This is a genomic window from Pyrinomonas sp. (assembly GCF_040289685.1).
In the GTDB taxonomy this organism is placed as follows: domain Bacteria; phylum Acidobacteriota; class Blastocatellia; order Pyrinomonadales; family Pyrinomonadaceae; genus Pyrinomonas.
Genome location: NZ_PSLQ01000122.1, coordinates 1 through 21,196, shown reverse-complemented (window position 1 = coordinate 21,196; position 21,196 = coordinate 1). Strand labels below are relative to the sequence as shown.

Annotated in this window: 21 protein-coding genes; 12 read left to right on the top strand and 9 right to left on the bottom strand. The window is 62.2% G+C overall.

Annotation, left to right across the window (positions count from 1 at the left end; genetic code table 11):
* From C4334_RS14630 to C4334_RS14600, 7 genes are all read right to left on the bottom strand, one after another.
* The coding region (locus tag C4334_RS14630) for an LptF/LptG family permease (protein ID WP_352432827.1) at positions 1–1,813 on the bottom strand (1,813 nt) is incomplete at its 3' end.
* A 161-nt stretch (positions 1,814–1,974) separates the two neighbouring features.
* Complete coding sequence (gene recO, locus C4334_RS14625; protein WP_352432826.1) at positions 1,975–2,658, bottom strand: DNA repair protein RecO; 684 nt, start codon at positions 2,656–2,658, stop codon at positions 1,975–1,977.
* A 238-nt stretch (positions 2,659–2,896) separates the two neighbouring features.
* Positions 2,897–3,064, bottom strand: a complete 168-nt coding sequence (locus tag C4334_RS14620; protein WP_352432825.1) for a hypothetical protein — start codon at positions 3,062–3,064, stop codon at positions 2,897–2,899.
* Positions 3,061–3,462: a DUF6677 family protein gene (locus tag C4334_RS14615; protein ID WP_352432824.1), complete on the bottom strand. Its 402-nt coding sequence runs from the start codon at positions 3,460–3,462 to the stop codon at positions 3,061–3,063. Before C4334_RS14615 ends, C4334_RS14620 begins: the two co-directional genes overlap by 4 nt.
* 54 nt (positions 3,463–3,516) lie before the next feature.
* Positions 3,517–4,557 (bottom strand): VWA domain-containing protein, encoded by a 1,041-nt coding sequence (locus C4334_RS14610; protein WP_352432823.1) that lies wholly within the window; start codon positions 4,555–4,557, stop codon positions 3,517–3,519.
* Positions 4,558–4,566: 9 nt separating this feature from the next.
* A complete protein-coding gene (locus C4334_RS14605) occupies positions 4,567–5,742 on the bottom strand; it encodes an exo-beta-N-acetylmuramidase NamZ family protein (RefSeq protein ID WP_352432829.1) in 1,176 nt (391 codons plus the stop codon).
* Positions 5,743–5,951: 209 nt separating this feature from the next.
* Complete coding sequence (locus C4334_RS14600) at positions 5,952–6,638, bottom strand: gamma-glutamyl-gamma-aminobutyrate hydrolase family protein (protein WP_352432822.1); 687 nt, start codon at positions 6,636–6,638, stop codon at positions 5,952–5,954.
* Between the two features lie 817 nt (positions 6,639–7,455).
* On the opposite strand from C4334_RS14600, the gene hslV reads away from it, so the two are divergent.
* The 7 genes from hslV to C4334_RS14565 all read left to right on the top strand — a co-directional run bounded on the left by hslV (position 7,456) and on the right by C4334_RS14565 (position 14,038).
* A complete protein-coding gene (hslV, locus tag C4334_RS14595; protein WP_352432828.1) occupies positions 7,456–7,989 on the top strand; it encodes an ATP-dependent protease subunit HslV in 534 nt (177 codons plus the stop codon).
* Between the two features lie 72 nt (positions 7,990–8,061).
* Complete coding sequence (gene hslU, locus C4334_RS14590) at positions 8,062–9,450, top strand: ATP-dependent protease ATPase subunit HslU (RefSeq protein WP_352432821.1); 1,389 nt, start codon at positions 8,062–8,064, stop codon at positions 9,448–9,450.
* A 6-nt stretch (positions 9,451–9,456) separates the two neighbouring features.
* Positions 9,457–10,503, top strand: a complete 1,047-nt coding sequence (locus C4334_RS14585; RefSeq protein ID WP_352432820.1) for a fibronectin type III domain-containing protein — start codon at positions 9,457–9,459, stop codon at positions 10,501–10,503.
* 605 nt (positions 10,504–11,108) lie between these two features.
* Positions 11,109–11,873 carry a fumarylacetoacetate hydrolase family protein gene (locus tag C4334_RS14580; protein ID WP_352432819.1) on the top strand — a complete coding sequence of 255 codons (765 nt, stop codon included), beginning with the start codon at positions 11,109–11,111 and terminating at the stop codon, positions 11,871–11,873.
* A gap of 82 nt (positions 11,874–11,955) precedes the next feature.
* Complete coding sequence (fsa, locus tag C4334_RS14575) at positions 11,956–12,612, top strand: fructose-6-phosphate aldolase (RefSeq protein WP_352432818.1); 657 nt, start codon at positions 11,956–11,958, stop codon at positions 12,610–12,612.
* Complete coding sequence (locus C4334_RS14570) at positions 12,582–13,568, top strand: ABC transporter ATP-binding protein (protein ID WP_352432817.1); 987 nt, start codon at positions 12,582–12,584, stop codon at positions 13,566–13,568. The genes fsa and C4334_RS14570 overlap by 31 nt, the downstream gene beginning before the upstream one ends.
* Complete coding sequence (locus C4334_RS14565) at positions 13,565–14,038, top strand: DUF402 domain-containing protein (protein ID WP_352432816.1); 474 nt, start codon at positions 13,565–13,567, stop codon at positions 14,036–14,038. The genes C4334_RS14570 and C4334_RS14565 overlap by 4 nt, the downstream gene beginning before the upstream one ends.
* A gap of 1 nt (position 14,039) precedes the next feature.
* On the opposite strand, the gene C4334_RS14560 is transcribed toward C4334_RS14565, so the two are convergent.
* Positions 14,040–14,300: a hypothetical protein gene (locus C4334_RS14560; RefSeq protein ID WP_352432815.1), complete on the bottom strand. Its 261-nt coding sequence runs from the start codon at positions 14,298–14,300 to the stop codon at positions 14,040–14,042.
* A gap of 57 nt (positions 14,301–14,357) precedes the next feature.
* Between C4334_RS14560 and C4334_RS14555 the strand changes: the two genes are divergently transcribed.
* The 5 genes from C4334_RS14555 (at position 14,358) to C4334_RS14535 (ending at position 20,106) form a co-directional block, all read left to right on the top strand.
* Positions 14,358–15,515 carry a Re/Si-specific NAD(P)(+) transhydrogenase subunit alpha gene (locus C4334_RS14555; RefSeq protein ID WP_352432814.1) on the top strand — a complete coding sequence of 386 codons (1,158 nt, stop codon included), beginning with the start codon at positions 14,358–14,360 and terminating at the stop codon, positions 15,513–15,515.
* Between the two features lie 29 nt (positions 15,516–15,544).
* On the top strand, positions 15,545–15,835 hold the full coding sequence (locus tag C4334_RS14550) for an NAD(P) transhydrogenase subunit alpha part 2 (RefSeq protein WP_352432813.1): 291 nt from the start codon (positions 15,545–15,547) through the stop codon (positions 15,833–15,835).
* A 48-nt stretch (positions 15,836–15,883) separates the two neighbouring features.
* Entirely contained in the window at positions 15,884–17,281 is a 1,398-nt protein-coding gene (locus C4334_RS14545; protein ID WP_352432812.1) for an NAD(P)(+) transhydrogenase (Re/Si-specific) subunit beta, read from the top strand.
* Between the two features lie 363 nt (positions 17,282–17,644).
* The gene (locus C4334_RS14540) at positions 17,645–18,442 is read left to right on the top strand and encodes an ABC transporter permease (RefSeq protein WP_352432811.1); all 798 of its coding nucleotides are present in this window, start codon (positions 17,645–17,647) and stop codon (positions 18,440–18,442) included.
* A 71-nt stretch (positions 18,443–18,513) separates the two neighbouring features.
* On the top strand, positions 18,514–20,106 hold the full coding sequence (locus tag C4334_RS14535) for an acyl-CoA carboxylase subunit beta (RefSeq protein ID WP_352432810.1): 1,593 nt from the start codon (positions 18,514–18,516) through the stop codon (positions 20,104–20,106).
* 369 nt (positions 20,107–20,475) lie between these two features.
* On the opposite strand, the gene C4334_RS14530 is transcribed toward C4334_RS14535, so the two are convergent.
* Positions 20,476–20,976, bottom strand: coding sequence for an AP2 domain-containing protein (locus tag C4334_RS14530; protein WP_352432809.1), 501 nt, complete (start codon positions 20,974–20,976; stop codon positions 20,476–20,478).
* Positions 20,977–21,196: the final 220 nt, after the last annotated feature.

The following is a 21,196-nucleotide window of genomic DNA, read 5'->3' as shown; positions in this document are numbered from 1 at the left end:
CCCCGCCGCCCGGCACCGCCGCAGCTGCGCCGCGCGCGCTCGTCCCGTCAACGGCCAACAGGCGCGCCTGCTCCACCGTCCAGCGCCCGCCCGTGCGCCGTGCGCGCACGCCGCTGATCACCTCTTCCAGATGCGTCGCTTCGGCGTCGAAGATATATATCTCGGGTGCCGTTAGCGCGCCGTCGCGGTACTCTTCGTATGAGTAGAGGCGGCGCGTGTCGAACGAGGCGAGCCACTGTCGCCCGCTTGGTTGGGCTGCGCGTGCCACGCCCCGCAGTTCCGCGCGCAGCGCGTCCTGCCGTCGGTTAGCGCGTGGCAAAGGCCCTTCCTGCACGCTCCAGATCAAATAGCCGAGCAGCGCTGCCCAAACGAGCGCTGGCAACGCCAACCTGTAGGTGCTTTGTCCTGCAGACCACCACGCCACCGCCTCGCTGCGCCGCGCCATTAGGCCGTAGGTGACCATAGCTGCCACCAACGCCGCCAGCGGCGCCATAGCGTGGGCTGCAAACGGCCATAGGTATATGAGGTACTCGGCGAGCGTCCGCCATTGGTTGCGTCCGACGAAGCGCCACATCTCGAAAAGCGTGAAGATGAGGAACAGCCCCGTCAAAGCGGCCAGCGACACGGCAAAACCAACGACGAGCGCACGTGCCACTTCGCGATCCAAGAGTCCAAGCGCTCGCCGTCGACCGCTGCTGCGCCAAGGTCTCCACTCCGATGTGGAGAGGCCCCATCGCCATTGGCGACCTTCGCGGGCGATCAGCGCCAGCGCAAACGCCGCCGCAAGCGCCGTTGCCAGCCACCCGCCCACCAGCGGCGGAAGCTTACCTGTGCGCCCGAGTTGCTCGCCCGCCAGCGTCACGAGGTAATAAGGGAGCATCACGGCAAAGGCCAGTGCCACGCCAGCACCACGGCCGCCCCGCCGCACACGCCCGCCTAAACCTGCGCCGAGCAGGGCGAAGATGAGCGGCGCTGCGCCGAGCGCGAGCCTTTGGTGAAGCAGCGTCGCTGCCGCGCGCGCCTCAGCTCCTTGACTAGCGGCCCGCAGCAGCTCTCCGCCCGACATCTCGTTGAGCGATGGCTGCCTTTCAGACAGCGCCCGCAGCCAGTTGGCGCGCCCTGTCTCCAAGCGGACGCGTAGCTGTGCCGAGCGTTCCACTGTCAGCTCCTTTTCCTCCTCTTCCCTCGGCAGCGTCACGACCATCGCGTCGGCGAGGACCAGTTCCGCCTCTTCGCCTGACAGATCCAATCGTCCGCTGCGCGCCGTCACCAGCCTCACCGTCCCGTCGCGCTCCTGCGAGCGTATAAAGACGCGCCCCCAACGCCCAGCCTCGCCATCGCGCACGTATATGACCTTGCCGGGCAGATCTGTGTTAAACGAACGCGGTTGTGCTGGCGTCTCGGCCGCTCTGAGCGCGGCCAGCGCTACTGTACGGCGCAGCCTCTGTGCGGCAGCCGGTGCCGCTTCAAGTCCGACGTAAAGCGTCGCTGCTGCTAGCAGCGCACCTAGGACGAGCACTGGTGTCGTTGTGTGCCATGCGCTCATGCCAGCGGCGCGCATGGCCGTCAGCTCGCCGTCGCTTGCCATGCGCGCAAAGCCGATCAAAGTCCCAACGAGTGCCCCGGTCGGAAGCGTGAAGAGCAGAACGCTCGGTAACATCTGCCAGATGACTGAGCTGGCAACTGGTCCCGCCCCTGTGTCGGCGATGCGGCCAAACTGCTGACCGAGCAATGCCCCTGTTAGCAGCAGCGTCGCCAGCCCTGTGTAAGGGAGTACGGCTGCTAGAACGTAACGTCTGCTGAGACTCATCATTGGGTCTTCCCTCTTCTGTGGCTGGCGTGCGGTGCGCTAAGCTGTCCGCGCCGCTTTCTGTTTGTTCTTTGAAGGCTTTGTTGCAGTCTGTCCGTGGCTGGCGAAGGCGGAAAATTTCAGCGAACGAGCCCCACATCCTTTCTTTCAGGAAGTGAGCCTCTTCACTTTTCACGAGCGAGTGCCAGCGCTTCTGCTGTCAGCGGTGCTACTTGTTTTGCTGTGGCCTGTTCGATCCACTCCGTCGGTCCGAGCCGTGTGGCCAGCAAGAGCGCGCGCTGCGTTTCGCGGTCGAGCGCTGTCCCCGTTCCGCAACTTTTGCAGATCAAGCGCCCTCGTGACCAACGCGCTCCTTCACCAAGAGCTTGCCCGCACACGGCGCATCGCTCAACGTCCGGCCAAAAGCCGCACAGCTTGAGCAGCCATACCTCAAAGTAGCGCTCGGTCTCCGCCCACTTGCTCGGTCTCTTCTCTAACGTTTCGAGCGATGCTCGCAGCAGCCGAAAAACCCTTTCGTCCACTTGTCCGGGCGGCACGAATTCCATTGCCAGCGCGCACATGCGTTCGCCCGTCTCCCAAGCGTTTGGGTGGCTGGCCAGCGCGAAATGGGACCGCGTGATCTCGGCCCGCTTGATCGTCGCCAGTTCGCGCCCTTCTTTCTCAAAGTAGGCTAGTTCGACCTCTGTCAGCGGCTCAAACGCGGCTCCGAAGCGGCTGCGCAAGCGGCGCGCGCCACGCGCCACGCCACGCACAAGGCCGCGGTCGCGCGTCAGCACCACCACGATCTTATCTGCGTCGGCCAACTTGTAGGTTCGTAGCACAATCGCTTCTGTTTCTACCGTTCCCATACCGCTTCTTCGCGTTTGCCCGCTCAGCGAGTCTTACTCGCCGTTTCGATTTGATCCTTCGCGCCGCTGGGCGCGGCTTTTTATGGCTTTTTCTGCCTGCTTTGGTTGCTCCGCTCTGTTTTTCGCTTTTGATTTTCGCCTATTTTGTTCCTCGCACGTGCGCTATAGCGTTTTATTTATAATATGTGATGCGCTTAACTTTTTGACTTTTTGATGCATTTCGTTATCGGACGCGCGCTTACGGGATCCAGTAGAGCAACCAAGCTAAACCCAGTCCTACCCCGACGAACTCCACAAAAACGCGCAATCCGTACCGCCACTGCTCGCTCGTCGTCGCGCGCCCTATCACGCCAAAGACCAAGCTCACGCACGCGGCCAACAGAACCATCGCCAAAAAATGGATCATGCCTTCCTCCCAACTCCTAAATCAAACGCGTCGAGCATCACAAGATAGTTGAGCAATCCTCCAACCATCAAAAACGCGTTCCCGTACTCATAGGTCGACAGCTCCGCCCGATCCACAAAACCTATGCCGGTTGCCCACCCTAAGACATACAGCGCGCCCATCCCTAGATCAAACAGGCCATACACGCGCTCCAATGCGTTGCTCGCTCCGTCATTGAGCGGATCAAATAGACGCCCGCCAAATCCCCATACGCCAATCACAAACATCGCCCATACGACGCCGCCAAGCAACAGACCACGCCCCCAACGCCCCTGCCATACGTGCCCCGCACCAGGCACAAGCCACGCCAAAAAGCCGCTCAACCAAGCCCCGCTGCGCCCTTCTTCTATCTCTGCCATGTACGCTCCTCTACTTCAGTTCAGACTTCAGCATCCCTCTTGTTATCGGACGCATCAACGCCCCTCGTACCCACGCCTTGTCAACACACGATATCCGCCAGGCACCACCAACACACGCACCTCGTGCCAACCGCGCGCGCGCGGCTGCGGCTTGTATGTCAAGATGTACTGCGTTCGCAGCTCCTCGGCTATCGCCCCATAAGCCTGCTCCAAATCGTCGTCGCCTAAAGGGTAGATCGTCCGCCCGCCCGTCTCCATCGCCACGCGCTCCAAAAACGCCTCCGCCCCGCTGACCACTCGCTCAGCCCCCGGCGCCAAACGATACTCGCGCCGCAAACGCTCCGTCAAACTGATCACATATACCGCCGCTTCAACCTGCCGAAGAGCCGCCAACGCCTCGTCAGCCCGCGTCCCGCTTACGGTGTCTATGCCGTCCGTCAGCAAGATCACCACGCGCCTTCCCTCCACGCGCGGCAACAGATCCAACGCCACACGACGCAATCCGTCATACAACGTCGTCCTCTCACCAGGCCTGTACCGCCAAGCAATGGCTTGCTCGACCGCCGCCCGATCCTGCGTCCATTCTTGTATCACCTCGACCCGATCGGCAAACTGCACTACCGCCACGCGATCCTCGATGCTCAACCCCTGAACGAAACGGCGCGCCGCCGCGCGAATAAACCGCATCTGGCTGAAGACGCTCCCCGATGCATCGAGCAGCAACACGATGTTGGCTGGCACGCGGCGCCGATTGAAACTCGTGATCTGCTGTCGCACGCCGTTGTCGTAAACCAAAAAGTCCTCCTCTTCCAACCCGACCACAGGACGCCCAGCTTCGTCCAGCACCGAAATCGGCAGCAAAACCTCCTCGGTCCGTACGCGCACCACGTCCTCATCATCCACGGTCGCCGCCGCGCGCCGTCCGCTCTGCCCCGTCGCCGCTGCCGCAAACGCCACGACCAGCACCCAAGCGGCGATCAGTTTCGCATAATTATGCAACAACATCATGCAACGATCCGCCCCCTTAAACCACACTCCTAGTAGAGCCGCCAGCGCCCGTCGCGCACCAACGGCCTCGACCGAAAACGATGACATCCGCAACCCCTAGTAGAGCAGCCAACGCCCCCGCTCCGCTGCAAAGCCCGCCGTCGCGCTCCTCCACCGCGCCACTAGCTCTTCGATGCTCGCTCCACGCTCCAGTGCTTCCCGCACCCACGTCGTCCCAGTGATGACGTCGAATGGATTACGCTCGTGCTCGTACTCGTATGGCGGCTCGCGCCAACGGAACTGCTCGCCATACATCGCCCGTACCTCGCGCACCACCGCCAACCCAACCTCCACCGGACGAAAACCTTCCCGCTTTGTCACGTGTATCTGTACGCCGCCGCAAACCCGCCCAGCATGCTTCTGAAAAGTCGGTTTGAAGTAACAGGCCCGAAAACGTACCCCCTCGAAACCGTACCCCTCCAACCGCCGCGCCAGGCGCGCCGCCTCCACATATGGCGCCCCGACCAACTCGAACGGGCGCGTCGTCCCGCGCCCCTCGGACATCTCCGTCCCCTCCAAATGAACCGTCCCCGAAAACACGGTCGCCGTCTCCAGCGTCGGCATGTTGGGTGATGGCATCACCCATGGAACGTCCGTTTGATCGAACCACACCTCGCGCCCCCACCCGCACATCGGCACGACCTCTAAGTCGCATCCGATCTCCTCGTTGAACATCAGCGCCAATTCGCCCACCGTCATCCCATGCCGCGTCGGCAACGGGTACTGCCCGACGAAAGACTCGTGCCCGCGCTCCAACATGTTCCCTTCAACCGCTACTCCGCCAATGGGATTGGGCCGGTCGCACACGATCACTCCCTTGCCGTACCGCCGCGCTGCCCTCAGGCAGTTCATCATCGTGTAGATGAACGTGTATATCCGACACCCAACGTCCTGCAAATCCACCACCAACACATCCACCTCGCTGAGCATCTCCGCCGTCGGCTCGCGCACCTCGCTGTAGAGCGAATAGACGGGTACGCCCGTCTCTTTGTCCACCCCGTGCGGCGTCTCGATCATGTTGTCTTGCTCGGTTCCGCGTATGCCGTGCTGTGGCCCAAACAGCGCCGTCAAACGCCATCCGCGCTCCTCTTTGAAAAGATCAGCTACGTGCCGCAGCTCGTGGTCCACCGAGGCCTGGTTGCAAACCAGACCAACCCGCGCCCCGCGCAAAAGATGCGCGCGCTCCTCCAACAACCGCTCCACGCCCAAAACCGTTCGCCGCCGTCTACTCATCACCTCCTCCGCTCCGAACGCAAACCGCTACCTCACTCTTCGCGCCGCCTCGTCACCCCTTTCTCCCTCTGGCCCGCCGCAAGGGGCGCGCACCCACCCGTCTCTCCGCCCAACCAAGACCGAACCACACCTCAACTTCTCAGGCTTTGACAAAACGCGCCAACTCCCGGCGCGCGCCTTTTATCCTCGCCAATATCCTTGCGAAAAAGTCAAACCTTCTTGCAAGCCTCGACGAAACGCGCAAACAGCGCCCGCGCCAAACGATCGTGTGCCCACCCTACCTCCGGATGCCATTGTACGCCGACAGCAAAACGCTCCCCCCGTTCTTCTATCCCCTCAATCGTGCCATCCTCCGCCCACGCCGTCGCGCGCAGCCCCGTGCCTAAACGATCCACCGCTTGGTGGTGGTGGCTGTTGACCATCAACTCCTCTGCCCCGGCCAGCTCCGCCAACAAGCTCCCGCGCGCAAACCTCACCTTGTGCCAACGCTCGCCGCGCGGCAGGCGCTGCTCGTGCTCCATCGCCCCGCTGCGCTCACGCCCAAGATCCTGAATCAACGTCCCGCCGCGAAAGACGTTCCATGCCTGCATCCCGTAGCAGATCGCCAACAACGGCAAACCCCGCCGCTCCGCCTCGCGCAAAACCATCATCTCGACGCGGTCGCGTAGCTCATCTACCGCGCCTAACCCCGCGCGCCTCTCCTGCCCGTATAGTCGCGGATCCACGTCCGAAGCGCTCCCAGGCAACAACACGCCTGCCGCCATCTCCATCGCCGCGCAGATGTACTCCGGTTCCGGCACCAGCGCCAAATGCACGGGCGCGCCCCCAGCCGCCACCAACGCCGCTGCATAGTCGCGCGCCAAATACCCGACGTCGCGCTCCGGATCGCAACGCATCGTGAGCAGAATCAACGGCCGCATAGCGTCGCTCAAAACCATCTAGCTTCCAGCAAATCGCGTAACAAACCCCGATCTAAAGCGGCTAATCCCCAGCCGCTAAGGCGTCCCCTATCCTCGCAATAAAAGACCTGAAAAGTCTCGGGACGTTGAAGCGCGCAAAAACACGCGCCGACCGCAGCCTCTGGTCCAGCCGCGCAAACCACCAGCCGACCGCAACCTCTGGTCCAGCCGCGCAAACCGCCAGCCGCTCGCCGCCGCCTAGTCTAAGCCCTCTGCTCCCAGATCTCCAAGACCTCGCCTCAGACCTAACGCCAACCTCAGGGACCACACGCCACAAAATCCTATGCCGGGTGAGATCCTCCAAAACTCGCCTCAAATCCAACATCGCCGCCGAAACACTTTTGAGATACCGCTAAAACGAAGATCGTTGCCATACCAAAAGAGCAAACCAAGATCAAACGTCGCCACAAAACTCGCAAGCAAGCACCGTAGCTCTGCCCAACGGCCAAAGATTGGCGTTGTCTCAAACCTCACCACAAAACGCGCAAGCACCGCCCCCACAGCAAGCAGGATGGACACCTAGACAACTCGCTTTTGCATGCGTGCTTTGTGAGCGACCGAGGCAACTTGCCCCGCGCGCCATCGCGCGTGGCGGGGCCATCCATCAGCGCAAAGTGAGTTGGGCGACCGAGGCGAGCATGCCGCGCTCCTCGTGCATGGCGAGCTTGCGCGCCCGCCGCAAAAACCCGCGCGCCCCTCCAGCGCTTGACTTGCCTTCGCGCGCCTCTCTATAGTGATTCTTTTGCGAAAGATGATGTTTCGTCGCACAACCGTGCTCCTCGTGCGCCGCGCTGAGCGCACGGCCATGGCCGCCGATGGACAAGTCACCATGGGCGACACCGTCATGAAAGCGCGCGCGCGCAAAGTGCGTCGCCTCTACAACGACCGTATCTTGGCCGGTTTCGCTGGTTCCAGCGCTGATGCCTTCGCGTTGCTGACCCGCTTCGAAGGCAAGCTCGAACAGTACCACGGCAACCTCGAACGGGCCGCCATCGAACTGGCCAAAGAGTGGCGCACCGATCGTGCCCTGCGCCACCTCGAAGCATTGCTCATCGTCGCCGACCAGCGCAGCTCCTTCGTGCTCTCCGGCACCGGCGATGTCATCGCCCCGGATGAGCCCGATGGCGCCCTCGCCATCGGCTCGGGCGGCCCCTACGCCCTCGCCGCCGCGCGCGCCCTGCTGGCCCATACAGATCTCGACGCGCGCCGCATCGCCGAAGAAGCCCTGCGCATCGCCGGCACGATCTGCATCTACTCGAACCAGAACATCGTCGTCGAAGAGCTCTAGACGCATGCACCTAAACGACGAAACGCCATCGTAGATTTTAACCCCAAGGGAGAACGCCTTCGACACCGCATCATGGTCATCTATCTGTCAGGGGAAACCGCCGACGAAGCGCGCCTCGATGAAATGACCCCGCGCCAAATCGTCGCTGAGCTCGATCGCCACGTCGTCGGCCAAACGGCCGCTAAACGCGCCGTCGCCATCGCGCTGCGTAATCGCATACGCCGCCAAAAACTCCCGCCCGATCTGGCCGCCGATGTCATGCCCAAAAACATCATCATGATCGGCTCGACCGGCGTCGGCAAAACCGAAATCGCCCGTCGCTTGGCCCGCCTGTCAAACTCGCCCTTTCTCAAGGTCGAAGCCTCGAAATTCACCGAGGTCGGCTACGTCGGCCGCGACGTCGAAAGCATGATCCGCGACCTGACCGAAATCGCCGTCGATATGGTCCGCGCCGAACGCGCCGCGGAGATCGCCGATCGCGCCCGTCAAAACGCCGAGGAGCGCATCCTCGATCTGCTCCTGCCCCAACCCAAAGCCGGCTTCGGGTTCGACGCTGACCAGACAGACCCCGATGAGCACTTCGCCCGCACGCGCGAAAAGCTTCGCGAACAGCTGCGCGCCGGACGCCTCAACGCCCGCCTCGTCGAACTCGACGTCCAAGATAAGTTCTTCCCCATGATCGAGGTCGCCGGTCCGCAAGGCATCGAAGAGATGGGCATCAATATGAAAGACCTGCTCGGCAACCTCTTCCAAGGACGTACCAAACGGCGCAAAATGCGCGTCGATGAAGCCCTCGAATACCTCATCCAAGAAGAAGAAGAACGCCTCATCGACATGGATGCCGTCGCGCGCGCCGCGCTCGAACGCGTCGAATCCTCCGGCATCATCTTCCTCGACGAAATCGACAAGATCGCCGGACGCGAGTCCGGCCACGGCCCCGATGTCTCACGCGAAGGCGTCCAGCGCGACCTGCTCCCCATCATCGAAGGCACCACCGTCAGCACACGCTACGGCATGGTCCGCACCGATCACATCCTCTTCATCGCCGCCGGTGCCTTTCACGTCGCTAAACCCTCGGACCTCATCCCCGAACTCCAAGGCCGTTTCCCCATCCGCGTCGAACTCGATGCCCTCACCGTCGAAGACTTCAAACGCATCTTGACCGAACCGAAAAACTCCCTCGTCAAACAGTATAAAGCGCTCCTCGAAACCGAAGGCATCACCGTCGAGTTCACCGACGATGCTATTCAGACCATCGCCGAATACGCCGACCGCGTCAATCGCCAAACCGAAAACATCGGCGCTCGCCGCCTCCATACCATTATGGAAAAGGTCCTCGACGAGATCAGCTTCAACGCGCCCGACGTCGAACCCAAACACCAAGTGATCGATGCCGCCTACGTCCACCGCGCCTTGGCCGACATCGTCAAAGACCAAGATCTCAGCCGCTACATCCTCTAAGCCCCAATGACTCGCACGCGCTTCGCCCCGTTGCTCATCGCCTCGGCCTTGCTCCTCTCCGCCTGCGGCAAACGACGTCCGCCGCTGCCGCCCGTCCAACGTGCGCCGCAGCGCACCGAACTGCTCTCCGGCGTTCAACAAGGTCCGCAAGTCATCCTCAGTTGGCCTGCACCCCGCTCCCCGCTCCAACGCATCGATATCTATCGCCTAGTCGAACCGCTCGATGCCCCGCTCCCCCTCACCGAAGAGGAGTTCGCCGCGCGCGCCTCGATCATCGGCTACCTCTCCGCTGACCAGCTCGCGCGCGCCGGACAGACCATTACCTATACCGATCCGCTGCGCCTTACGCCGCGCCCGGTCCGCCTCCGCTACGCCATCCGCTACGTCAACCGCGCCGGTCAACCCGGCCCCTTCTCCAACTTCCTCCTGCTTGAACCGGCCTCGCGCGTCCCCATGCCGCCCACCATCTCCGATGTCGTCCAGAGCGAACAGGCGATCACCATTCGTTGGACCGCCCCGACGGCCAACGTCGATGGCTCCGCCCCCGCCAACCTCCTCGGCTACAACATCTATCGCTCGTCCAACGCCGAACCCGCTCTCCAACCGCTCAATCAGCAACTGCTCACCACCACCAGCTTCGTCGATCGTAACTTCCGTTTCGGTGAAGACTACACATATGTCGTCCGCGCCGTCACCGCCGACAGCCAAGGCAACCAAGTCGAAAGCCTTAACTCCAACGCCGTGCGCGTCTCCCCGCGCGATATCTATCCGCCCTCAGCCCCCACCGCCGTCACCATCGCCGCCGCCCCGGGGCGCATCTCGATCTTCTTCCCCGCTAACCCCGAACGCGACGTCGTCGCTTACCAGATCTACCGCGCCCTTGATCCATCGCTCCCCAAAGAACGCTGGACCAAACTGGCGCGCATCACGCGCACCACCTTCCAAGACGAAAACGTCGTCGCCGGCGTGCGCTACTACTATTACGTCACCGCCATCGATGCCGCCGGCAACGAAAGCCCCCCCTCGGAAGTCGTCTCCGAGGTCGCCCCCTGAACCGGTCGCCCCCTGAACCGTCAGCCAGTGCCTTGCCTGACCGTCTCAGGGAAGCTTTTGTGGCCCGATCTGCCCCGAAACCGCTGGGCGTTGATAAAACCACTGGGCGTTGATAAAACCATCAGCCAGAACATTGACTGGTTTGTCTTAGGGAAGGCCTCCTTGATCCATGATCCATACCAAATGAGTCGCCGGAAGATGGCGGCAAACCTTTCCGCCATGCACAAGCCCCTCGGAGTCGTCGCTGTTGCGAGCGCCTTCCTCAAGTGGAGAGCCTCCTGGGTGACGCGAGCCCTTCCGTCGAAACGAGCGCGTGCGCCTTCCCCAACCGCCGACTTGCTCTTCGACGCGCTCCATTCGCTCGTGGATCGAAAAACATACCGAGCGTGCGCCTTCCCCAACCGCCGACTTGCTCTTCGACCGCGCATCCACCTCGTCAAGTCGACCCTCCGATGGGGCTATGCTCATCTGCAATGAGAAGGCGCAAAAACCTTACGTTTCGAAGCCCTCTCTCTCCCCACCGCCGATTTGACGCGCAAGCCTCGTGCCCGTTAGCCTACTCCCTTCGCAGTTCATACCCAGATCTCAGAAGGAGATGGATCGAAATGCGCATCTGCCGCTTCTCATCCGCGGAACGAAATGCTCCGCAATGGGGACTCCTGCAACAAGATCAAATCGTCCCGATCGCTTCGCTCACCGACCAAACCGTCGTCGGACCGCCCGTCCCCCTGTCCGCCGCCAAACTGCTCGCGCCTGCCACCCCTTCCAAAATCCTCTGCGTCGGGCGCAACTACCGCGATCACGCCGCCGAACTGAACAACCCTATGCCCGCAGAACCGCTCCTCTTCCTCAAAGCTCCCTCGGCCATCATCGGCCCCGATGACCCCATTGAGCTGCCCGCCCTCTCCGAGCGGGTCGATTACGAGGGAGAGCTCGCCGTCGTCATCGGTCGCCGCACGCGACGCTTATCGGACGCGGATGACCCCCTCGCCTCCGTCCTCGGCTTCACCTGCTTGAACGACGTCACCGCACGCGACCTCCAACGCCGCGACCAACAGTGGACCCGTGCCAAATCCTTCGACTCCTTCTGCCCCATCGGCCCCGTCATCGTCACCGACCTCGATCCCTCCGACCTCGTCGTCGAAACGCGCCTCAACGGCCTCGTCAAACAACACGGACGCACCAGCGACATGGCCTTCCCAGTCCCCTTCCTTCTCCGCTACATCTCGCATATCATGACGCTCGAGCCCGGCGATATCATCGCTACCGGAACCCCAGCCGGTGTCGGACCGCTCGCCCCGGGCGACATCGTCGAAGTCTCTATCTCGTCCATCGGTACGTTGCGTAACCCCGTTCGCCCCGCCACGTGACTCCGCGCGCAAACCGCGTTACAATTTCACACGTCGCCAACAACCAAAAGCTAAGCAGTCAAGGCGAATCCGGAGAACCCTTATGAAATTCTTTCTCGATACGGCTAACCTAGACGAAATACGACATGCCGTCGCCTACGGCCTCGTCGATGGAATCACCACCAACCCGTCGCTTATCGCCAAGGAGAACGCACGCGATTTCCGCGCCCACATCGCCGCCATATGCGAACTCGTCCCCGGCCCGATCAGCGTCGAAGTCACCAGTCTCGATGCCGATGGCATGGTGCGCGAAGGACAGGACTACGCCCGCATCGCCCCCAACGTCGTCATCAAATGTCCGCTCACGCGCCAAGGACTACAAGCCACCCGACGGCTCACCGACCAAGGCACGCGCGTCAACGTCACGCTCTGCTTCTCCGCCGCCCAAGCCATTCTCGCTGCCAAGGCCGGAGCCGCCTTCATCAGCCCCTTCGTCGGTCGCCTGGACGATGTCGCTCACGATGGCATGCAGCTCATCGCCGAAATCGTCGAAATCTACCGCCATTATGACTGGAAGACCGAAGTCCTCGCCGCCAGCATACGCCACCCCATGCACGTCGTCGAAGCGGCCCGCTTGGGCGCAGACATCGCCACCATGCCTTTCAAAGTCTTCGATCAGCTCTTCAACCACCCGCTCACCGACCGCGGGTTGGAACTGTTTCTCGCTGATTGGCAACGGTTGAATCAAAGCGCCAAGTGATCGCCGCCGCTCAATCCCTCGCCGCCCATGCCGCGCCGCAGGACGACGCCGAACCGGTAGTCGCCGCGCGCGCGCTCGTCAAAACTTACGGCCCGCGCCGCGCCGTCGATGGCCTCTCCTTCGCCATCGCGCGTGGCACCGCCTTTGGCTTGCTTGGCCCCAACGGCGCTGGCAAGACCACCATCATGCGCCTGATCGCCTGCCGCACGCCGCTCACCGCCGGCGAGCTTGCCGTCCTAGGCCTCGATGCGCGCCGCGACGCCCGACGCATACGCGCCCAGCTCGGCGTCGTCCCGCAGGAGAACAACCTCGATCCAGACCTCTGCGTGCTCCAAAACATGCTCGCCTACGCCCGCTATTTTCATCTGCCGCGCGAGCTGGCACGCGCCCGCGCCCTCCACTGGTTGCGCTTCGTCGGCTTGCACGACCGCCACGAAGCCCGCATCGAAACCCTCTCCGGCGGCATGCGCCGACGCCTCGTCATCGCCCGCGCCCTCATCAACGAACCGCAGTTGCTCATCCTCGATGAGCCGACCACCGGACTCGATCCGCACGTTCGGCAACAGATCTGGCAACAGCTCGAAGCGCTGCGCCAAACGCGCCGCCTGACGCTGCTCATCTCGACGCATTACATGGATGAAGCCGAACGCCTCTGCGACCAACTCGTCATCATTAACCGCGGACGCCTCGTCGCCAGCGGCAACCCGCGCCAGTTGATCGCCGCGCATCTTCCGCCTTACGTCCTTGAAGCGCGCGCCGCTGAGCTCGACCCGCTGCCCGCTGTGCCCCACGATCTGCGGCGAGAAACGCGCCCCGGCGCGCACCTCTACTTCGCACACGATCCCGCACGGCTCTTGCCGCTCATGCGCCATTACACAGAACGACGCGCGCTCATCCGTGCCACCAACCTCGAAGATCTCTTCCTCCAACTCGTCGGCCCACCGTCGGACTCATGAACGCCATCACCGTCCGCTCTTTCAAATACAATGGCCAACCCCACCGTAGTTGGCCCGCCACCCTGCGCCAACGCTCCGGCACGCTCATCACGCTCGATGCCGTCTTCCAAGAGCCGATCGCTCACCCTCTCATCGGCCACATCCCACAGGGTACACTCAGCACCGAGTTCTACTGGACCGACCGTTGGTACAGCGTCTTTCGCTTCGCTGCCCCAGACGGCGCGCTCCGTTGCTTCTACGGCAACATCAACCTCCCAGTCGACTTCGATGGCACCACGCTCCGCTTCGTTGACCTCGACATCGATCTGCTCGTCACGCCCGATTACGCCTGCCACGTCCTCGATCTCGACGAGTTCCAAACCAACGCCCGACGCTACGGCTATCCACCGGAACTTCGCCGCACCTGCCTGCAAGCCCTCCGCGAACTGATGGCGCTCGCACGCGCGCGACGCTTCCCCTTCGACACCTGATCTAGACCAACGCCAGTCCCACGATCCTTCGCGCAAGACGCTCGCCGTTGCCGCACCGCGCCTTTGGCGAATTCACGGGGGCTGCTGGCCCAATTCGTTGGCTCATGCTCCCGAAAGAGTCCACGACCGGTAACCAGTCGGCACAGGGCTGTTGGTCCAATTCGTTGGTCCCTGCCCCCGCTTCCCATCCAACTGCCGAGCGCCGCGCCCTCTGCTCCCCAACGGCCAAGATGTTGACAAAAGCGTCCGTTCTCCTCATCATGAATGAGCTGCTCCACCGCTCGAATCGAAAAGCAGGAGGTCGTACCCGAACCCTTCGATGCCCATCACCGTCGGTGTCGTCCAAGAGACCTTTCCCGGTGAGCGGCGCGTCGCCTTGGCACCGTCCGCTCTCGCCACGCTGAAGAAAGCCGCGCTCGATCTGCTCGTTCAAAACGGCGCTGGACTTGCCGCTGGCTTCGCCGATGATGCGTATGCGGAGGCCGGCGCCGTGCTGCTCGCTGCGCGAGATGAAGTCTTCGCCCGCGCTGACATCATCGTCCAAGTGCGCGCCCTCGGCGCCAATCCCGACCGCTGGTCCAACGACCTCGCCCTCATGCGCGAAGACCAAACCCTCATCGCGCTGCTCGAACCGCTCGCCGCCCCCGATCCCGTGCGCGCCGCCGCCGAACGACGCATCAACGCCTTCGCCCTTGAACTCATCCCGCGCACGACCCGCGCTCAAGCCATGGACGTCCTCTCCTCGCAGGCCAACCTCGCAGGCTACAAAGCCGTGCTGCTCGCCGCCGAAGCGTTGCCCAAAATCTTCCCCATGATGATGACCGCCGCCGGCACCATCACTCCGGCCCGCGTCTTCGTCATCGGCGCCGGCGTCGCCGGTCTGCAAGCCATCGCCACCGCCCGCCGACTCGGCGCCGTCACCAGCGCCTACGACGTTCGCCCGGCCGTGCGCGAACAGGTCGAAAGCCTCGGCGCCCGCTTCGTCGAACTGCCCCTTCAAACGCATGATGCCCAAGACACAAGCGGCTATGCCCGTCCCATGGACCAAGACTTCTACCGCCGTCAAGCCGAATTGCTCGGCGAGCTGATCGCCGAACAGGATGTCGTCATCACCACCGCCGCCGTCCCAGGCCAACGCGCCCCCGTGCTCATCACACGCCCCATGGTCGAACGCATGGCCCCCGGTTCCGTCATCGTCGATCTCGCCGCCGAACGCGGCGGCAACTGCGAACTGACTCGCCCGGGCCAAACCCTCTGCCACAAGGGCGTCCAGATCATCGGGCCGCTCAATCTGCCCGCCACCGTCCCCGTTCACGCAAGCCAATTGTTTGCGCGCAACGTCGCCGCCTTCATCCTCAATCTGGTCCGCAACGGGCGTATCCAAACCGACGCCGATGACCAGATCATACGCGAAACGCTGGTCGCACACCGCGGACAGATCGTCCACCCGCGCGTGCGCCAAGCGCTCGGATTGTGAAACGTACACTCGACGCGAGGTGAAAACTTATGGACTGGCTGATGAACAACCTTTACGTCTTCATCCTGGCGACCTTTCTCGGTTTCGAAGTCATCCGCCGCGTCTCGCCGCTGCTCCATACGCCGCTCATGTCCCTGACCAACGCCATCTCGGCCATCAGCTTGGTCGGCTCGCTCGTCATCCTCGGCGAACAGCGGAGCAGTCTGACCACCGTGCTCGGCGCCATCGCCGTCATCGCTTCAACCATCAACGTCGTGAGCGGCTTTCTCATCACCGATCGCATGCTCCGCATGTTCAAAAAACGCCGCTCCAAAGAGTGAACGCCCGCTCGCAGCGCGTGATGATACTATCCCCTAAGGAGTAACTCGATGCCGGAACTGCCCCTCTTCACCCAACTCAGCTATTTGGTCGCCGCCGCCCTCTTCGTCCTGTCGCTCAAATGGTTGAGCGCGCCGCCAACCGCTCGCCGTGGCGTCATCGCTGGCGAGATCGGCATGGCGCTCGCCATCATCGGCACGCTGCTCCTGCCCGAGATCGAAAACTACCGCTGGATCGCCATCACGCTCCTCGTCGGCACAATCGTCGGCATCCCGCTCGCTTACCTCATGCCGATGACCCATGTCCCGCAACGCACCGCCCTGTCCCACTCCTTCGGCGGTCTCGCCGTCGGACTCGTCGGCACCGCCAAGTACTACCTCTGGACCATGGAAGAACCCGCTCGCTTGACACACTTCACCACCGGCGTCATCTGCTTCGAAGTCCTCCTCGGCTTCCTCACCTTCACCGGCAGCCTCATGGCCTTCGGCAAACTCCAAGAGCTGCTCCCAACGCGCCCCGTGGTCTACCGCGGCCAGAACCTCGTCAACCTCTCGCTCCTGGCCATCGCCGTCGTGATCGCCATCTATCTGACCATCTACCCGCTTTCGTCCTGGCTCTTCCCCGCCCTCATCGCCCTCGCACTGCTCTTCGGCATACTGCTCATCCTGCCCATCGGCGGTGCCGATATGCCGACCGTCATCGCCCTCCTTAACTCCTACGCTGGCCTCTCCGCCTCGGCTATGGGCTTCGTCCTCGAAAACAAATTGCTCATCATCGCCGGCGCGCTCGATGGCTCCTCAGGCTTCATCCTCTCCATCATCATGTGCCGCGCCATGAACCGCAGCTTCACCAACGTCCTCTTCGGCGCCTTCGGCCAAGCCGTCGTCACGCAAACCAACAGCGAAGAACGCACCGTCCGCAGCGCTTCGCCCGAAGAGGCCGCCGACATACTCCTCTCCGCCTCGCGCGTCGCTATCATCCCGGGCTACGGCATGGCTGTCGCCCAAGCCCAACACAAAGTGCGCGAACTCTTCGACCAACTCACACGCCGCGGCATCGAGGTCAAATTCGGCATCCACCCGGTCGCCGGTCGCATGCCCGGTCACATGAACGTCCTGCTCGCCGAGGCCGATATCCCCTACGACCGCCTGCTCGAAATGGAGGAGATCAACGCGGAACTCCCCCACACCGATGTCGCCCTCATCATCGGCGCCAACGACGTCGTCAACCCCGCAGCGCGCAACGATCACTCGAGCCCCATCTACGGCATGCCGATCATCGACGCTGACAAGGCGCGCACCGTCATGGTCATCAAACGGAGCATGAACCCAGGCTTCGCCGGCATCGAAAACCCGCTCTACCACATGGACAAAACCCTTATGCTCTTCGGCGACGCTAAATCCTTCTTGGGCGAAATCGTCAAAGCTGTCGCCGTTCAAAAATCCTAGACGCCGCGACAACGAGGATTGCGATCAGTGTCGGATTGATACTCCGCTCAAAAATCCTAAACGCTGCGATACCCCACAGCGCCGCTCAGGCGCCCATCGCCCCTAGCACGGGGCGCCGTCCCTCGCTTCTTTCCGAGATCGACCTCATCAAAAAGCGTGACAAGACCCCTTCCTGAACGAGAGGCTCTTCATCCATTTGCCGAGCTGCTCTCGAGACAGTACTCCTCATCGCGCAGGTCCTCGACCGGAGCGTCATCCGTCAGGACGAAGCGTACTTGTGGTGGCCCCTTCGCGGCGGTGCAAGCCCATGGACCTGCGCCGCTCTGCCACGCGCTTTACCTCATGCTAAAATCGCTCAAGGCGATGAAAGATACGGGATTCGAACTCGCGCTCCAGCGAGTAGATCTGCGCGATGCCGCTGCCGTCTGGATGCGTCACGCTGAAATCTACCTCCGCCTCTGGAAGACGGAGTTGGCCGCACCGCTCGTCGAACCCATCATCATGGTCTTCGCTTTCGGTTGGGGATTGGGCGCGCTTGTCGCCGCGCGCGTCGCCGGACTCCCGTATCTATCGTTCGTCGGCGCCGGCGTGCTCGCCTTCGCCGTCATCTCGCGCGCCGTCTTCGAAACGACCTACGGCTCCTACTTCCGCATGGTCTATCAATCGACCTTCGACGCCATCCTCGCCACTCCCGTCGAAGTCGAATCGCTCGCCTTGGCCGAAATCGCCTGGGCCACCACCAAAGCCGCCATCGATTCGGTCATCATCCTCTTCGTCCTCCTTCTTTTCGGAGCCGCCACCTCGCCGTTCGCTCTTCTCGCTCCGCTCCCGCTCCTTGTCGGCAGCTGGATCATGGCGGCGCTTTCGCTCGTCGTCACCGCCCACACGCGCGACATAGACTCTTACAACCTCTACCTCGCCGTCTATTTCTCCGCCCTGCTCTTTTGCGGCATCTGGTACCCGATAGATGTCATGCCCGCACCTTTGCGCACGCTGGCTTGGACCATTCCCATCACGAGCGCCGTCGATCTGGCTCGCGCTCTCTCCGTCGGACGCTTCGACGCGTTGCGCCACACGCTTGAAGCCCTCTACCTCATCGCCGTCGCTTTGATCGTCACCGAATGGGCGCTCGACGCGCTGCGCCGCCGCATGGTCGTTTGACTCGGCACGCCGCTTCGTGCGATTAATCTCCTGCTCGCTTCATCTCAAACGCCGATCGCGAGGTTCAAAGGATGTCAACGCCAACGGCCAAAGAAGATCTCGCCGCCTCGGGCCAAACACACAGAAACAAACTCGATGAACTGCGCGAACGCGCGCGCCGTGCCGAACAGGGCGGTGGCCCAGAACGCATCGCCCGCCAACACGCCGCCGGAAAGTGGACCGCCCGCGAACGCATCAGCTTCCTCTTGGATGAAGGCACCTTTGAAGAGTTCGATAAGCTGGTCGTCCACCGCTCGCGCGATTTCGGCCTCGACCAACAGCTCTATCCCGGCGATGGCGTCGTCACCGGCCACGGCTTGATCAACGGTCGCCGCGTCTTCGTCTTCGCTCAGGACTTCACCGTCTTCGGCGGCTCGCTCTCCGAAACCCACGCCGAAAAGATCTGCAAGATCATGGACCTCGCCATGAAGGTCGGCGCTCCCATCATCGGCTTGAATGATTCGGGCGGCGCGCGCATCCAAGAGGGCGTCTGGAGCTTGGCCGGTTACGCCGATATCTTCCTTCGCAACACGCTCGCTTCAGGCGTCGTCCCGCAGATCAGCGTCATCATGGGCCCATGCGCCGGCGGTGCCGTCTATAGCCCCGCCATCACCGATTTCAACATCATGGTCCGCAACACATCTTACATGTTCATCACCGGCCCAGAAGTCATCCGCGCCGTTACGCACGAAGAGGTCACAAAAGAGGAATTGGGCGGCGCCGACGCGCACAATCGCATCTCCGGCGTCGCGCACTTCGCCGCAGACTCGGACGAACACGCCCTCCAGCTCGTGCGCGAACTCCTCTCGTTCATCCCCTCAAACAACATGGAGGATCCGCCGCGCCTAGTCTGCCACGATCCCGCTGATCGTTGCGAAGAACGCCTGAACTCGATCGTCCCCGAAGCCTCCAATCAACCCTACGATATGCGCGACATCATTCACGCCGTCGTCGACGACGGCTACTTCTTCGAAATCCAAGAGCAGTTCGCCCCTAACATCGTCATCGGCTTTGCCCGCCTCGATGGACGCGCCGTCGGCATCGTCGCCAATCAGCCCGCCTATCTCGCTGGCGTGCTCGACATCGATGCTTCGGTCAAAGCCGCGCGCTTCGTCCGTTTCTGCGACTCTTTCAACATCCCGCTCGTCACCTTCGAAGACGTGCCCGGTTTTCTGCCCGGCGTCCGCCAAGAACATGGCGGCATCATACGCCACGGCGCCAAGCTCCTTTACGCCTTCGCCGAAGCCACCGTCCCTAAAGTCACCGTCATCACGCGCAAGGCCTACGGCGGCGCCTACTGCGTCATGGGATCGAAACATATCCGCACAGACGTCAACTTCGCTTGGCCCACAGCCGAAATCGCCGTCATGGGCGCCGAAGGGGCCGTTGACCTGCTCTATCGACGCGAGATCGCCGAAGCTGCAAACAAAGAGGAGGTGCGACGCGCGCGCATACGCGAATTCGAAGAGAAGTTCGCCAACCCCTACCGCGCCGCCGAACGCGGCTTCATCGATGAGATCATCGAACCGGCGCAAACGCGCCCGAAACTCATTCGCGCCCTCGCTATGCTCGAAAACAAACGCGATTCAAATCCGCCAAAAAAACACGGCAACATCCCGCTCTGACGCTGCGCCGATGAGACGCGCGCTTCAGACGTGCAACTTTTGCTGAGCGCAAAAGAAAAGGCGGCGCCAGAGGCCGCCCATCGAAGCCGCTCCGCAGCGATGCCTGCTCAACAAACGCCGCCCGCTGAAGCCGCTTCTCCCCGCTTCTTTTGCACATTCTCCCCAGCGCTCAAGCGCAGGAACTCTTTTTCGCTCGAAATCGAACGCGCCGCACGCACCGTGCCAAAACAGCATAAGGACGCTGCCCCTAGCTCGGTTTGAAGCGACGGTTCACAACTCCCGAAGATCGGCGTGGCATGTCAAACGCCACAACCGAGTGGCTCGTTCCCACAGCTCCGCAAGCACAGACTTGCGCTGCCGAGAGTCCAATCAAGCCGCACACAACTTCGCGAGCACGTCGGCCCACTTGCCGACCACCGGTTTGCCGTAAAGTTCTTGCTCCTTCTGCCGTCTGATCGCGCAGGCGCGCCGAAACGCCTCTTTCTCCCCGTACTTCTTGATCGAGACCGACGTCCGCCCACGCCGCTCGCGCCCAGCGTTCCACGTCACCTCGTACACTTCGTTGAAATAGATTTGGCCGTTCTTGCCGCGATACTTCTTCACCGTGCGCCGCACACCGACCACGCCGCTTTTGTTGCGCGGATTGGTCCCGATGATGACGCACTCGGTCACAGGACGCCCCAGTTCCTCCATCATCTTGTCGCGGAACTCAAGCGCCTTCTGCAAAGCCGCTTCTTTGCCGCCGTATTTCTGATCGGAGACGAATTTGGCCCGTTTCTCGTTCTTGAACTGCACGCGCACGTACCAACCGTGCATCCGTTTCTGCGGACAATCGATGCGACTGATACCTTTATGATGACTTTGTGACATGCTCGTGTCCTCTCACACGTCGGGATTTTTCGAGCAGCTCGTGCGCTGCACGAACTGAACTCGCTAGATTGAAAGCAAAGAGAACGTTGGTCGAAGAGTGCTCCTTCGCGCCCACCGATGATACGAAGCATGCGCGCGAAAATCAATCCTTCGCGCGCGAATAGAAAAACGATTAATCCCCTCATCAACCAAAACAATTCCAGTTGATCGCATCCCTCCC

Coding starts and splice junctions, on each gene's coding strand:
- recO (WP_352432826.1), bottom strand. CDS start 2,658: ATGGGAACGGTAGAAACAGAAGCGATTGTGCTACGAACCTACAAGTTG.
- C4334_RS14620 (WP_352432825.1), bottom strand. CDS start 3,064: ATGATCCATTTTTTGGCGATGGTTCTGTTGGCCGCGTGCGTGAGCTTG.
- C4334_RS14615 (WP_352432824.1), bottom strand. CDS start 3,462: ATGGCAGAGATAGAAGAAGGGCGCAGCGGGGCTTGGTTGAGCGGCTTT.
- C4334_RS14610 (WP_352432823.1), bottom strand. CDS start 4,557: ATGTCATCGTTTTCGGTCGAGGCCGTTGGTGCGCGACGGGCGCTGGCG.
- C4334_RS14605 (WP_352432829.1), bottom strand. CDS start 5,742: ATGAGTAGACGGCGGCGAACGGTTTTGGGCGTGGAGCGGTTGTTGGAG.
- C4334_RS14600 (WP_352432822.1), bottom strand. CDS start 6,638: ATGCGTTGCGATCCGGAGCGCGACGTCGGGTATTTGGCGCGCGACTAT.
- hslV (WP_352432828.1), top strand. CDS start 7,456: ATGTTTCGTCGCACAACCGTGCTCCTCGTGCGCCGCGCTGAGCGCACG.
- hslU (WP_352432821.1), top strand. CDS start 8,062: ATGGTCATCTATCTGTCAGGGGAAACCGCCGACGAAGCGCGCCTCGAT.
- C4334_RS14585 (WP_352432820.1), top strand. CDS start 9,457: ATGACTCGCACGCGCTTCGCCCCGTTGCTCATCGCCTCGGCCTTGCTC.
- C4334_RS14580 (WP_352432819.1), top strand. CDS start 11,109: ATGCGCATCTGCCGCTTCTCATCCGCGGAACGAAATGCTCCGCAATGG.
- fsa (WP_352432818.1), top strand. CDS start 11,956: ATGAAATTCTTTCTCGATACGGCTAACCTAGACGAAATACGACATGCC.
- C4334_RS14565 (WP_352432816.1), top strand. CDS start 13,565: ATGAACGCCATCACCGTCCGCTCTTTCAAATACAATGGCCAACCCCAC.
- C4334_RS14560 (WP_352432815.1), bottom strand. CDS start 14,300: ATGATGAGGAGAACGGACGCTTTTGTCAACATCTTGGCCGTTGGGGAG.
- C4334_RS14555 (WP_352432814.1), top strand. CDS start 14,358: ATGCCCATCACCGTCGGTGTCGTCCAAGAGACCTTTCCCGGTGAGCGG.
- C4334_RS14550 (WP_352432813.1), top strand. CDS start 15,545: ATGGACTGGCTGATGAACAACCTTTACGTCTTCATCCTGGCGACCTTT.
- C4334_RS14545 (WP_352432812.1), top strand. CDS start 15,884: ATGCCGGAACTGCCCCTCTTCACCCAACTCAGCTATTTGGTCGCCGCC.
- C4334_RS14540 (WP_352432811.1), top strand. CDS start 17,645: ATGAAAGATACGGGATTCGAACTCGCGCTCCAGCGAGTAGATCTGCGC.
- C4334_RS14535 (WP_352432810.1), top strand. CDS start 18,514: ATGTCAACGCCAACGGCCAAAGAAGATCTCGCCGCCTCGGGCCAAACA.
- C4334_RS14530 (WP_352432809.1), bottom strand. CDS start 20,976: ATGTCACAAAGTCATCATAAAGGTATCAGTCGCATCGATTGTCCGCAG.